General features: G+C 72.1%; 13 protein-coding genes. 9 read left to right on the top strand and 4 right to left on the bottom strand.

Annotated elements, in window-relative coordinates; all coding sequences use genetic code 11:
* The first annotated feature begins 72 nt into the window (after window positions 1-72).
* From glgA to GJ743_RS13060, 3 genes are all read left to right on the top strand, one after another.
* On the top strand, window positions 73-1,263 hold the full coding sequence (gene glgA, locus GJ743_RS13070; protein WP_155052358.1) for a glycogen synthase: 1,191 nt from the start codon (window positions 73-75) through the stop codon (window positions 1,261-1,263).
* A 51-nt stretch (window positions 1,264-1,314) separates the two neighbouring features.
* On the top strand, window positions 1,315-2,103 hold the full coding sequence (locus tag GJ743_RS13065; protein WP_155052357.1) for an ABC transporter ATP-binding protein: 789 nt from the start codon (window positions 1,315-1,317) through the stop codon (window positions 2,101-2,103).
* Window positions 2,104-2,211: 108 nt separating this feature from the next.
* Window positions 2,212-2,460, top strand: coding sequence for a type B 50S ribosomal protein L31 (locus GJ743_RS13060; protein ID WP_155052356.1), 249 nt, complete (start codon window positions 2,212-2,214; stop codon window positions 2,458-2,460).
* Window positions 2,461-2,517: 57 nt separating this feature from the next.
* Here the strand turns inward: GJ743_RS13060 and GJ743_RS13055 are convergent, their stop codons facing one another.
* Both GJ743_RS13055 and GJ743_RS13050 read right to left on the bottom strand, forming a co-directional pair.
* Window positions 2,518-3,000: a hypothetical protein gene (locus GJ743_RS13055; protein WP_155052355.1), complete on the bottom strand. Its 483-nt coding sequence runs from the start codon at window positions 2,998-3,000 to the stop codon at window positions 2,518-2,520.
* Window positions 3,001-3,053: 53 nt separating this feature from the next.
* A complete protein-coding gene (locus GJ743_RS13050; protein ID WP_155052354.1) occupies window positions 3,054-3,755 on the bottom strand; it encodes an exonuclease domain-containing protein in 702 nt (233 codons plus the stop codon).
* Between the two features lie 61 nt (window positions 3,756-3,816).
* Between GJ743_RS13050 and GJ743_RS13045 the strand changes: the two genes are divergently transcribed.
* Both GJ743_RS13045 and GJ743_RS13040 read left to right on the top strand, forming a co-directional pair.
* Window positions 3,817-4,725, top strand: a complete 909-nt coding sequence (locus tag GJ743_RS13045; RefSeq protein ID WP_155052353.1) for an alpha/beta fold hydrolase — start codon at window positions 3,817-3,819, stop codon at window positions 4,723-4,725.
* The gene (locus GJ743_RS13040; protein WP_328289168.1) at window positions 4,722-5,822 is read left to right on the top strand and encodes a glycosyltransferase family 4 protein; all 1,101 of its coding nucleotides are present in this window, start codon (window positions 4,722-4,724) and stop codon (window positions 5,820-5,822) included. Before GJ743_RS13045 ends, GJ743_RS13040 begins: the two co-directional genes overlap by 4 nt.
* A gap of 42 nt (window positions 5,823-5,864) precedes the next feature.
* Here GJ743_RS13040 and GJ743_RS13035 read toward each other — a convergent pair whose 3' ends face one another.
* Window positions 5,865-6,644 carry a Sir2 family NAD-dependent protein deacetylase gene (locus GJ743_RS13035; protein ID WP_155052417.1) on the bottom strand — a complete coding sequence of 260 codons (780 nt, stop codon included), beginning with the start codon at window positions 6,642-6,644 and terminating at the stop codon, window positions 5,865-5,867.
* Window positions 6,645-6,768: 124 nt separating this feature from the next.
* Here GJ743_RS13035 and GJ743_RS13030 point away from each other — a divergent pair, with 124 nt between their 5' ends.
* Together GJ743_RS13030 and GJ743_RS13025 are read left to right on the top strand one after the other, a co-directional pair.
* The gene (locus tag GJ743_RS13030; protein WP_155052352.1) at window positions 6,769-7,593 is read left to right on the top strand and encodes a TrmH family RNA methyltransferase; all 825 of its coding nucleotides are present in this window, start codon (window positions 6,769-6,771) and stop codon (window positions 7,591-7,593) included.
* 23 nt (window positions 7,594-7,616) lie between these two features.
* Window positions 7,617-8,927, top strand: a complete 1,311-nt coding sequence (locus GJ743_RS13025; RefSeq protein ID WP_155052351.1) for a D-alanyl-D-alanine carboxypeptidase family protein — start codon at window positions 7,617-7,619, stop codon at window positions 8,925-8,927.
* A 15-nt stretch (window positions 8,928-8,942) separates the two neighbouring features.
* On the opposite strand, the gene GJ743_RS13020 is transcribed toward GJ743_RS13025, so the two are convergent.
* The gene (locus tag GJ743_RS13020) at window positions 8,943-9,746 is read right to left on the bottom strand and encodes an SGNH/GDSL hydrolase family protein (protein ID WP_155052350.1); all 804 of its coding nucleotides are present in this window, start codon (window positions 9,744-9,746) and stop codon (window positions 8,943-8,945) included.
* Window positions 9,747-9,850: 104 nt separating this feature from the next.
* Between GJ743_RS13020 and GJ743_RS13015 the strand changes: the two genes are divergently transcribed.
* Window positions 9,851-11,683 (top strand): DEAD/DEAH box helicase, encoded by a 1,833-nt coding sequence (locus GJ743_RS13015; protein ID WP_328289167.1) that lies wholly within the window; start codon window positions 9,851-9,853, stop codon window positions 11,681-11,683.
* Between the two features lie 57 nt (window positions 11,684-11,740).
* A complete protein-coding gene (locus tag GJ743_RS13010) occupies window positions 11,741-13,129 on the top strand; it encodes an MFS transporter (RefSeq protein WP_155052349.1) in 1,389 nt (462 codons plus the stop codon).
* The last annotated feature ends 16 nt before the right edge of the window (window positions 13,130-13,145 follow it).

Raw genomic sequence — 13,145 nt, 5'->3', positions numbered from 1 at the left:
AGCGTAGTCAGCCCGGCGCCGCAGATGACAGGTGGTTGACGGCCCGTGTCCGACTGGGGCTAACGTTGCCGCATGCGAGTCGACCTGCTCACGCGCGAATACCCGCCCGAGATCTACGGAGGGGCCGGCGTGCACGTCGCCGAACTCGTCCGCGCGCTTCGCCGCGACATCGACGTCCGGGTCCGCTGCTTCGGCGCCCCGCGGGAGGAGTCGGGCACCACCGCGTACCCGACCCCCGCCGAGTTCGCGGGCGCGAACGCGGCCCTGTCGACCATGGGCGTCGACCTGCTGATGGCGCAGGATGCCGCGGGCGCCGACCTCGTGCACTCCCACACCTGGTACGCGAACTTCGCGGGCTTCACCGCGAAGGCGCTGCACGGCATCCCGCACGTCGTGACGGCGCACAGCCTCGAGCCGCTCCGGCCGTGGAAGGCCGAGCAGCTCGGCGGCGGCTACCGCGTGTCGAGCTGGGTCGAACGCACGGCATTCGAGGACGCCGACGCGGTGATCGCGGTGAGCGACGGCATGCGGCGCGACATCCTGCGCTCGTACCCCGACATCGACCCGGCGAAGGTCTCGGTCGTCTACAACGGCATCGACCTGACCGACTGGCGCGCGAACGACGACCCCGACCTCGCGCGGTCGCTCGGCGTCGACCCCGATCGTCCGTCGATCGTCTTCGTCGGCCGGATCACGCGCCAGAAGGGCCTGCCGTACCTGCTGCGCGCGGCGCGTTCGCTGCCCGACGACGTGCAGCTCGTGCTCTGTGCGGGCGCGCCCGACACCCCGGAGATCATGGCCGAGGTGTCGGGGCTCGTCGACGAGCTCGCCGCGACCCGACAGGGCGTCGTCTGGATCGACCGGCACCTGCCGCGGGGCGAACTCACGGCCCTGCTCACCGCGGCGACGTGCTTCGTCTGCCCGTCGGTGTACGAACCGCTCGGGATCGTGAACCTCGAGGCGATGGCGTGCGGTGCGGCGGTGGTCGGGACCGCGACCGGCGGCATCCCCGAGGTCGTCGACGACGGCGTCACGGGCGTGCTCGTCCCCATCGAGCAGCACGACGACGGCACCGGCACGCCACTGGATCCCGACCGTTTCGTCGCCGATCTCGCCGCTGCGCTGGAGCGCGTCGTCGCCGACCCCGCGCGAGCGCGGGAGATGGGCGCGGCGGGCCGCCGACGCGCTGAGGAGCACTTCGCCTGGGGCGCGATCGCGGCCGACACCCGAGCGCTGTACGAGCGCGTCCTCGCCGGTCGGTGACGCCCTCCCGCTGCGCGGGACGGCCCACCTCGTCCCACTAGGCTGGAGACCATGGCGTCTACGGTTCTGCAGTTCCAGCATGTGTCGGTGGTTCGCGATGGCAACACGATCCTCGACGGCATCGACTGGAACGTGGCATCCGACGAGCGTTGGGTGATCCTCGGGCCGAACGGCGCGGGCAAGACCACGCTGCTGCAGATCGCCGCCGCGGCGATGCACCCCACGAAGGGCTCCGTCGAGGTGCTGCAGGAGGCGCTCGGCAAGGTCGACGTCTTCGAGCTTCGACCGATGATCGGGTTCGCCTCCACCGCGATGGCCCGGCTCATCCCGCGGAACGAGAGCGTGCTGAACACCGTGCTCACCGCCGCCTACTCGGTCACCGGCCGGTGGAACGAGGAGTACGAGTCGATCGACGACCGGCGCGCGCAGCGCGTGCTCAAGGAGTGGGGCCTCGACGGCTTCGCCGAGCGCCGGTTCGGCAGTCTCTCCGACGGCGAGCAGAAGCGCGTGCAGATCGCGCGCTCGGTCATGACCGACCCCGAGCTGCTGCTGCTCGACGAGCCGGCCGCGAGCCTCGACCTGGGCGCCAGGGAGGAGCTCGTGGCACTCCTCGGCGGCTACGCGTCGTCGAAGTCGTCGCCCGCGATCGTCATGGTGACCCACCACGTGGAGGAGATCCCCGAGGGGTTCACGCACGCGCTGCTCCTCGCCGATGGGTCGATCCGCGCGGCCGGTCCGATCGCCGAGGCGCTCACCTCCGAGACGCTCAGCGACACGTTCGGCATGCCGATCGAGCTCACCGAGCGCGATGGCCGCTACACGGCACGCGCCGCGCGGTGACGCACCGAGACGCCCGTCTCTGCTAGAATCGTGTTTTGGCCAAAGGCCGACACGCTTCCCTGCCCTCGAGGCGGGGCGACCCCAACATCCGATCAAGCAAGGATTCTCATGAAGACCGAAATCCACCCCGAGTACAACGCCGTCGTCTTCCGCGACCTCGCCTCGGGCGAGACGTTCCTCACCCGCTCGACGGTGACCAGCGACAAGACCATCGAGCTCGACGGCGAGACGTACCCGGTGATCGACGTCGAGATCTCGTCGGCCTCGCACCCGTTCTACACGGGCAAGCAGCGCATCATGGACTCGGCCGGCCGCGTCGAGAAGTTCAACAAGCGCTTCAAGGGCTTCGGCGCGTAAGACGCTCCACGACAGGGGCGGGCGACTTCGGTCGTCCGCCCCTTCGTCATGCCCGCGTCATGCCCGGGTGAGCCCCGCCGCCCAGTCCAACGCGTCGAGCTGCGCCTGGTGCGCCGTGATCCGACCGGCATCGAGCGCTTCACCGGCCGCCAGGAGCGCCTCGGCCTCGTGGGGCGTGCCCGCGCCCTCGTCGATCACCGACCGCGCGCGGTCGACGAGTTCGCGGATCGAGATGCGCTCGTGCAGGAACTGCGCGGCGAGCTCGCGGAGCGCGAGCTGCAGGGTCGCGGGGTCGCGCGGGTCGGGCACGCTCGCGTCGAGCTCGACGAGTGCGCGGCCGAGCGCCTCCCGGAGGTCCCACGGCGAGTCGGCGTCGGACATGCCGGCGAGCTCGTGCAGCGCGGGGGAGTCGAGCCCCGCGACGGTCGCCTCGACGGCCGCGTCGACGAGGAAGCCGGGCGGGCTGTCGCCGAGGATCCAGAGTGCGCTCGCCTCGAGGAGCGCGTCGGTCGCTGAGCGGACGGGCGGTCGTTCCGACATAGCACAAGGCTCCCACGTCGGACGCCCTCGCGCGACGGACTTCCGGCCCGAGTTCAGCGGAGCGGCCAGGCCCCCGAGGTCGTGAACTCGGGCTCGCCGTTCATGCGGCGCCACTCCTGGTAGCTCTCGGCCTGCTCGCGCGACCAGTCGACCTGGCTGGCGTGCAGCTCGGCGATCGCGGTCGCCGCGAGCTCGGGGAAGGCGCGCGCGATCGCCTGCGCCACTCGGCCGGCGGCGATCGCATCGGCGCCCGCGTCGTGCGCCGCGGTCAGCTCGACGCCGTAGTGCTCGCACGCCGCGGTGAGCGTGCGCTTGCCGCGCCGGAAACGGTCGACCGCCTTGTCGATGACGAGCGGGTCGATCACGAACCCGGGCCCGCGGAACGCCTCGTGTCCGTACCGCTCGGCCTCGCGATGGAGCACCGACAGGTCGTAGGCGGCGTTGTACGCGACGATCGGGTGGCCGCGGCCCGCGGACTCCCGCAGCGCATCGATGATCTCGGCGACCGCCTGCGCGGCCGCCTGGCCCTCGAGACGGGCGCGCTCGGTCGTCACCCCGTGGATCAGGCTCGCCGCCGTCGGGATCTCGACGCCGGGGTCGACGAGCCACTCGCGTTGCTCGAGCACCGCGCCATCCGCCCCGATCACGCCGACGTGGGCGGTCACGATGCGGCAGGTGTCGATGTCGATGCCGGTGGTCTCGAGGTCGAACACCGCGAGGGTGTCGGCCCAGGATGCGACGGGGGAGTGCTCCATGCCGGTCACGGTATCCGCGGCCTCCGACAGCGCTCAGGTGGCGCGCCGTAGGATGCTGGGGATGATCGCCTCACCGTACGCCGTCGACCTCGAGCGGATCCCCGTCCGCGAGCACCGTGCCGCCGTCCTGGGCAGCGAGACCGCATGGTGGGAGTACGGCCCGGATGACGCCCCGCTCATCGTCGCCGTGCACGGCTTCCGCGGCGACCACCACGGCCTCGAGCCGATCGTGGCGAAGCTCCCCGGCTACCGCGTGATCATCCCCGACCTGCCCGGGTTCGGCGCATCCTCGACGTTCGCCGACCGGCCGCACGACATCGACGCCTACGCCGACTGGCTCGTCGCCTTCGTCGACGTCGTGGGCGCGACGGATGCCGCGGCGAGCGCCGGCGCCTGGACCCTGCTCGGCCACTCGTTCGGCTCGATCGTCACGAGCGCCGCCGTCGCGGCCGGTCTCGCGCCCGACCGGCTCATCCTGGTCAACCCGATCGGTGCGCCCGCCCTCGAGGGGCCCCGGGCGATCATGACGCGCCTCGCCGTCGCCTACTACCGCGCCGCCGCCGCGCTCCCGGAGCGCGCCGGATTCGCGCTGCTGCGGAATCGCGCGATCGTGCGCGTCATGAGCGTCACCATGGCGAAGACGCGCGATCCCGAACTGCGCCGGTTCATCCACGACCAGCACGACCGGTACTTCTCCGCGTTCGACGACCGCGACGCCGTGCTGCAGGCGTTCGAGGCATCCGTCGGGCACGACGTGCGCGAGTACGCGCCCGCGATCGCGACCCCCACCCTGCTCGTCGTCGCAGAGGAGGACGACGTCACCCCGATCGAGGCCCAGTACCGGCTCCACCCGCTGTTCGCCGACGCGACGCTCGCGGTGATCCCCGACGTCGGCCACCTGGTCCACTACGAGACCCCCGGCGAGGCGGCGGGGCACATCCGCGTGTTCGTCGAGGGCGAGCGGGCGTGAGGCTCCTCGTCGACTGCCGGTACGTCCGGATCGACCACCACGACGGCATCAGCCGGTTCACCGCGGGCATCGTCGCCGAGCTCGCGAAGCGGCATCCGCTCACCATGCTGATCAGCGACCACCGGCAGCTCGCCAAGCTGCCGGCACTGCCGTGGGAGCTCGTCAGCGGGCCGACGAGCGTGCGCGAGCCGTGGGTGGCGCGGCAGGTGCGCAAGCTGAAGCCCGACGTGGTGTTCTCGCCCATGCAGACCATGGGCTCGTGGGGGCGCGACTACGGGCTCGTGCTGACGCTCCACGACCTGATCTACTACGAGAACCGCACGCCGCCGCGCGACCTGCCCGCCTTCGTGCGCGTGCTGTGGCGCCTGTACCACCTCATGTGGTGGCCGCAGCGGATGCTGCTGAACCGGGCCGACGCGGTCGTCACCGTGTCCGAGACGAGCGCCGGCCTGATCCGGAAGCACCGGCTCACCAAGCGGCCGCTCACGGTCGTGCAGAACGCCGCCGACGAGATCGGCTCGCCCGACCTGCCGCGCGCGCGGCCCGAGGGCGGCCGGCTCGTGTACATGGGTTCGTTCATGTCGTACAAGGGCGTCGAGACGCTCGTGCGCGCCCTCGCGCAACTGCCCGACCACGAGCTGCACCTCATGAGCCGGGTGAGCGACGAACAGCGTCGGCGCCTCACGCGCATCGCGCCCGAGGCGCGGCTCGTGTTCCACGACGGCGCGACCGACGAGGAGTACGCGAGCGTGCTCGCGGGTGCGACGGCGCTCGTGACCGCGTCGAAGGCCGAGGGCTTCGGCATCCCGCTCGTCGAGGCCATGCGGCTCGGCACGCCGGTCGTCGTGAGCGACATCCCGATCTTCCGCGAGATCGGCGGCGAGGCGGCGACCTACTTCGCGGTCGACGACGCGGATGCCGCGGCTCGCGCGATCACCTCGCTCGACGCGCCCGGGGAGTGGGAGCTCCGGTCCGCGGCATCCGTCGAGGTCGCGAAGCGGTTCACGTGGAGTGCTTCGGCCGAACGACTGCTCGAGGTGCTCACCGAGGTCGGCGGGACGAACCGACGCGCGGCGCACGCCCGCGGGCGGCGCTGAGGCGACGCGCTTCCGGCGCGCTTCCGGCGCGCCCGGCTCGTCTCAGGCGAGCGCCGCCGCCATCGCCGTGAGCGTCTCCGTCGCACCGGCGTCGAGCTTGACCGTCGCGCGGCTGTCGCCCTTCGTGATACCGCGGTTCACGACCACGATCGGCACCCGGCGACGCCGGGCGATCTCGAGCAGGCGCACCCCGGAGTTCACGACGAGCGACGAGCCCGCCACGAGGAGCACGTCGGCCCGTTGCACGAGCGCCGCCGCCTGCCGGTAGACCGGCGTCGGCACGAACTCGCCGAAGAACACCACGTCGGGCTTCAGCATGCCGCCGCACACCGTGCACGCGGGGATCACCATCGACTCCACGCCGTCGACCTCCACGTCGCCGTCGGGCGCGGGTCGGATCGCGACGTCGAGGTCGATGTGCGGGTTCACCGCGGCGAGCCGGTCGGCGATCGACTGCCGCGCGAACACCTGCCCGCACGTCAGGCACACCACGCGATCGGACGCCCCGTGCAGCTCCACCACGTGCGAACTGCCCGCGCGGCGGTGCAGGCCGTCGACGTTCTGCGTCACGACCCCTGACACCACGCCCGACTCCTCGAGCCGCGCGAGCGCGCGATGCCCCTCGTTCGGCTGCGCCGTGCCGAAGGTCCGCCAGCCGAGGTGGCTGCCCGCCCAATAGCGCTTGCGCGCCGTCTCGGACGCGAGGAAGGTCTGCACCGTCATCGGCGTGCGCACCGGAGCGCCCTCACCACGGTAGTCGGGAATGCCCGAGTCCGTGCTCACGCCCGCGCCCGTGAGGACCGCCACGCGCGACCCTCGCATGAGGCGGATCGCCTCGTCGAGCAGCACGTCGGACGGCGCCGGAGCCTCGATCCCAGTGACCACGCGCGTCTCCCTTCGACGGTGCTGCGATTCTAGACGCGGAGCTTTTCCGGAATGTTTCCGGATGACGCCCGCCGACCGGGAGGACCACGTGCGTATCGAACACGTCACCGACGCGTCATCCGACGCAGTCGCCGACTACGCCCGCCTGACGGATGTCGCCCTGCGCAGCATCACCGAACCCGAGCGCGGGGTCTTCATCGCCGAGTCCGCGAAGGTCATCCGGCGCGCGATCGCCGCCGGGTGCACGCCGCGCTCCGTGCTCATGGAGGAGAAGTGGCTCGCCGACCTCGAGCCGCACCTCGCGCCGTTCGACATCCCGGTGCACCTCGCCGACCCCGCCGGGCTCGAGGCGATCACGGGGTACCGCGTGCACCGCGGAGCGCTCGCCGCGTTCGAACGGCCCGAGCTGCCCGACCCCGCCGACCTCCTCGCGAACGCCCGACGCGTCGTCATCCTCGAGGACATCGTCGACCACACCAACGTCGGGGCGATCCTCCGCTCGGTCGCCGCGCTCGGCGCCGACGCCGTGCTCGTCACCCCGCGCTGCGCCGACCCGCTCTACCGCCGGAGCGTGCGCGTCAGCATGGGCACCGTCTTCCAGGTGCCGTGGACCCGGCTGCCCGAGTGGGTCGAGGCCCGCGAGCTGCTGACCGCGCACGGCTTCACCGTCGCGGCGCTCGCGCTCGCCGACGGCGCCGTCACGCTGCGCGAACTCGCGGCTGACCCGCCCGAGCGGCTCGCGCTCGTGCTCGGCGCCGAGGGCGACGGTCTCTCACGACAGGCGCTCGCCGCGGCCGACGCGATCGTCACCATTCCGATGGCCCACGGCGTCGACTCGCTGAACGTCGCGGCCGCCGCGGCCGTGGCGCTCTACGCGCTCGCATAGGTCGGCTGGGTATCCTGCAACGGATGTCTCGCACGCTCGACCCGGCTCCGCCCACCCCGACGCGACCCACGAAACCGTCGGCCGCGGTCTACCGGCGACGGCGGATCGTCGCGGTCGCCGTCCTCGCCGTCCTCCTCGGCCTCTTCGTCGGCGGCGGGATCTACACGTCGTCGGCGCTCGGTGCGCCGATCCCGGTCGCCGAACCGGCGATCGACGACCCGGCGCCCGTCGCCGCCGAGGCGCAGGCCGTCGACCAGCCCGGCTTCGGCACCTGGGCGGTCGGGGCGGTCGGCTTCGACGGACTCATGGCCGCGGGCGGCGAGGACTCGCCGATGCCCATGGCGAGCATCGCGAAGGTGATCACGGCGCTCGTCGTGCTCGAGGAGCACCCCATCCCCGACGGCGAGGGCGGCCCGCAGATCGCGTACACCGACGCCGACATCGACATCTACTGGGACATGATCGCCCAGAACGGGTCGGTCGCGCCGGTCGTCGCCGGCTCCGAGCTCTCGCTGAAGGAGAGCCTCGAGGCGATGATGCTTCCCTCGGGCAACAACTACAGCATCTCGCTCGCGAACTGGGCGTTCGGCTCGGTCGACGCCTACCTCGAGCGCGCGACCGCGTGGCTCGCCGAGCACGGGCTCACGGAGACCCGCGTGGTCGACACGAGCGGGCTCTCGCTCGACGACGTCAGCACCGCCGCCGACCTCGTCCGCCTCGGCGAGATCGCCCTCGAGGACCCGACTCTCGCGGAGATCGTCGCCACGCAGTCGGTCGACATCCCCGAGCTCGGCACGATCGAGAACTCCAACCGCCTGCTCGGCACGCACGGCATCGACGGCATCAAGACGGGCACGACGGATGACGCGGCGAACCTGCTGTTCTCCGCCGATGTCGCGGTGGGCGAGGCATCCGTCACGCTGGTCGGCGTCGTGCTCGGCGGCGACACGCACGCGATCGTGCGCCAGGCCGTCGCGGGACTCGTCGACTCGATCGGCCCCGGATTCCACGAGGTCGTCGCCCTCGAGGCCGGCCGGCCGCTCGCGGCCTACGCCACGCCGTGGGGCGACACGGCCGAGGCACGCGCGACCGAGGGCGCGACCGTCGTCGTCTGGTCGGACACCCCGGTCGACGTCGCGGTGCAGGCCGACGAGCTCCGACTCGTCGCCGACGGCGACGAGGTCGGGGTGGCGACGGTCACCGCCGGTTCGCAGGTGATCGAGATCCCGCTCGTGGTCGACGGCGCGCTCGAGGATCCGGGCGCCTGGTGGCGCCTGTCGAACCCGGGCGCGCTCGACGAGGGCGTCATCGCCGACGCGCCGCACCCGGGCTGAGCGCGCGGCGCCCGCTCAGTCGCCGGGCGTCGACTCCGGGCGCGAAGCGTACGGCCCCGCGGCCGGTCGCTTCGGGGTGACGAGGTCGCCGGACGACTGGTGCCGGATGCGTCGGATGACCCACGGGACGAGGTACTCGCGCGCCCACGACAGGTCCTCCGTCCGCGCCTCGCGCCAGGTTCGCTCGGGCAGCGGCTCGGGCTTCATCGGCTCGAGGTCGTTCCCGACATTCAGCGCGTCGAGCACCATGCGGGCGACGGTGTGATGCCCGAGGGCGTTGAGGTGCAGCCGGTCGCGGTCCCACATCCGCTGGTCCTGGATCTCGGCGAGCGCCCACTGGTCGGCGACGAGGCAGTCGTGCTTCTGGGCGATCGCGCGGAGGTTCTCGTTGTAGATCGCGACCTTGCCGCGGATGCCGCGGAACACGGGGGAGAAGCCGACGTCGACGCCCGTGAAGATCACGATCGTCGCGCGGTCGCGCGCCAGGCGTTCGATCGCGTACTCGAAGCGCGCCGAGATCTCGTCGGGGTCGGTGCGCGGACGGATGACGTCGTTGCCGCCCGCCGAGATCGTGATGAGGTCGGGGCGCAGCTCGATCGCGGGCTCGACCTGCTCGTCGATGATCTGCTGGATGAGCCGCCCCCGGATCGCGAGGTTCGCGTAGGCGAAGTCGTCGGTGCCCTGCGACAGCACCTCGGCGACGCGGTCGGCCCAGCCGCGGTGCCCGCCCGGCACGCCGGGCTCGGGGTCGCCGATGCCCTCCGTGAACGAGTCGCCGATCGCGACATATCTCGACCAGGGATGCTGCTGGGTGACCATCCCTCCATTCTGCACAGCCCGGGAGCCGCCGGTGCGGCGTGTCGGATGCACGTGCGTGCGTCGCGCGACATCCGTGTCGGCCGGCTCGACTACAGTGCTGCAGAGTGAGCAACGCGACCCCCACCGGCAGCCACCTGCCCGGCACCTCGGCCGCCGAACACCTCTCACCCTCGTTCCCGGCCCGTGCGCCGTGGGGCACCGCGTCGAAGCTCCGGGCCTGGCAGGCCGAGGCGCTCGAGCAGTACTTCGCCTCCGAACCGCGCGACTTCCTCGCCGCAGCGACCCCCGGCGCCGGCAAGACGACCTTCGCGCTCCGCATCGCGGCGGAACTGCGGGCGCGACGCACGATCGACCGCATCACGGTGGTCGCGCCCACCGACCACCTGAAGCGGCAGTGGGCGGATGCCGCTGCGCGCGTCGGCATCCGACTCGACCCGGGGTTCCGCAACGCCCACGGCCGGTCCGCCCGGCACTTCCACGGCGTCGCCGTGACGTACGCGCAGGTCGCCGTGCGGCCCGCGCTGCACCGCGAGCTCACGCTCTCCGGCCGATCGCTCGTGATCCTCGACGAGGTGCACCACGGCGGCGACGCGCTCTCGTGGGGCGACGCGATCCGCGAGGCGTTCGGGCCCGCGACCCGGCGGCTCTCGCTCACCGGCACGCCCTTCCGAAGCGACACCGCGCCCATCCCGTTCGTCGACTACGCGCCCGACGAGCAGGGCGTCCGCGTCTCCCGGACCGACTACGACTACGGCTACGGCCGGGCGCTCCAGGACGGCGTCGTGCGCCCGGTGCTCTTCATGGTCTACGCCGGCAGCATGCGCTGGCGCACCAAGGCGGGCGACGAGATGGAGGCGCGCCTCGGCGAGGACGCGACGAAGGACATCCACTCGGCGGCCTGGCGCACCGCGCTCGAGCCGACGGGGGAGTGGATCCCGTCCGTCCTCCAGGCCGCCGACCGGCGGCTCACCGAGGTGCGGCACGCGATCCCCGACGCCGGCGGCCTCGTGATCGCGACCGACCAGTCGACCGCGCGCGCCTACGCCGAGATCCTCGAGCGCGTCTGCGGCGAGAAGGTCACCGTGGTGCTCTCCGACGAGAAGGAGGCGTCCGGCCGGATCGAGGAGTTCTCCGAGGGCACGAGCCGGTGGATGGTGGCCGTGCGGATGGTGTCCGAGGGGGTCGACGTGCCGCGGCTCGCGGTGGGGGTCTACGCGACGAGCTCGTCGACGCCGCTCTTCTTCGCGCAGGCGATCGGCCGGTTCGTCCGGGCGCGCCGGCGCGGCGAGACGGCGTCGGTGTTCCTCCCGAACGTGCCCGTGCTCATGGCGCTCGCCGGCGAGCTCGAGCGCCAGCGCGACCACGCGCTCGATCGGCGCAGCGGAGACGACGACGACCCCGGTCTCGACGACGGGCTGCTCGAGGCGGCCAACCGCGAGGAGAAGGGGTCCGACGAGCTCCAGGACGAGTTCACCTGGCAGGCGCTCGGGTCCGACGCGACGTTCGATCGCGTCGTGTTCGACGGCACCGACTTCGGCACGTTCGCCGAGCCCGGCAGCGACGAGGAGCTCGACTTCATCGGCATTCCCGGCATCCTCGAGCCCGAGCAGGTCCACGAACTGCTGCGCCATCGACAGGCGCGCCAGGCCCGCCGGGCGTCGGATCGACGCAAGCACGCTCTGGCCGCGGGCGAGTCGGACGGCGAGGATGGTGCCGAGGAGCGCGCCGAGCCGGTCGCGCTGTACCGCACTCTGAAGGAGCAGCGCTCGCTGCTCAACAGCCTCGTCGGGCTGTACGCCCGCCAGACGGGGCAGGCGCACTCGCTCGTGCACGCCGAGCTGCGGCGCGCGTGCGGCGGGCCCGAGGTCGCCCAGGCGACCGTGACGCAGCTGCAGTCGCGCATCGAGATGCTCCGGAAGCGGCTGTCCGGACGCTGATCGGTGCCGCCCACCCGGCCGCCGACGCCGACGGACGCCGGGCGTAGCATGGCGCGCATGGACCGCCGGACGCGTGTGCTCGTCATCGCGATCGTCGTGGCATTCATCGCGTTCCTCGACGGCGCGGTGATCAACATCGCCCTTCCGGCCATCGAATACGAGCTCGGCGGCGGCCTGACGCTGCAGCAATGGGCGGTCGACGCCTACCTGCTCACGCTCGGGTCGTTGATCCTGCTGGCGGGGTCGCTGTCGGATTCCTTCGGCCGGCTGCGGATCCTGCGGATCGGCCTCTACGGCTTCGGGGTCACCTCCATCGTGTGCGCGATCGCGATGGACGGCACGGTGCTCATCGTGGCGCGCGCGCTGCAGGGTGCCGCCGGCGCACTGCTCGTGCCGAGCTCGCTCGCCCTCATCATCGCGAACTTCGCCGCCGACGAGCAGGGCCGTGCGATCGGCCGCTGGACGGCGTGGACCACGAGCGCCTTCCTGGTCGGTCCGATCCTCGGCGGCGCGTTCGTCGACCTCGTGTCGTGGCGACTCGTGTTCGCCATCAACGTGCTGCCGATCGCCGTCGCCCTGATCATGATGCGCCCGCTGGGTCGCGATGAGCCGAACCCGGATCGCGCGCGCGTCGACTGGCTCGGCGCGACCCTCGGCGTCGTCGGCCTCGGCGGACTGGTCTTCGCGCTCATCGAGCAGGGCCGCCTCGGCTGGGCCGACCCCCTGGTCTTCGTCCCCGCGGCGGTAGGCGTCGTCGCACTCATCGCGTTCGTGACGTGGGAGCGGCAGGCGCCGACGCCGATGCTGCCGCTGTCCCTGTTCCGGGCGCGCAACTTCGCCGCGGGCAACCTCGCCACCTGGTTCATCTACGCCGCGTTCATGCTCGGCCTCTTCGCGCTGCCCATCTTCCTGCAGGAGGTCGGCGGATTCCCGGCGACCCTCGCAGGACTCGCCACGCTGCCGCCGATGGTGATGCTCGTGCTCCTCGGCTCCTGGTTCGGCACGCTCGGCGGGAAGTTCGGTCCGCGGTTCTTCATGACGGCCGGACCGATCGTGGTGGGCATCGGGTATCTGCTGACGGTGGTCGTGGACGTGCCCGTGCAGTACTGGTGGCAGGTCTTCCCGGGCATGGTGGTGGTCGGCCTCGGGATGGCGATGACCGTCGCCCCGCTGACCTCCGCGATCCTCGGGGCGGTGGACCCGTCCCGCGCCGGCATCGGGTCGGCGGTGAACAACGCCGTCGCCCGCATCGCGGGTCTCGTCTCGGTCGCGTCGATCGGCGTCATCGTCGCGGGCGACCTGGACGTCGATGGCTACCGGCGCACGGCGGTCGTGCTCGCGGCGCTCCTCTTCGTCGGCGGCCTGGTGTCGTGGATCGGCATCAGGAACCCGGGAGCGCCGGGACGCTCCTATGGATGTCAAGCGGGGTGTTCGAGGAGTCGGTAGAGGTCGCGGGCGATGT

The organism is Agromyces bracchium (genome assembly GCF_009709675.1).
Classification (GTDB): Bacteria; Actinomycetota; Actinomycetes; order Actinomycetales; family Microbacteriaceae; genus Agromyces; species Agromyces bracchium.
This window is presented reverse-complemented; position numbering and strand designations above follow the sequence as displayed.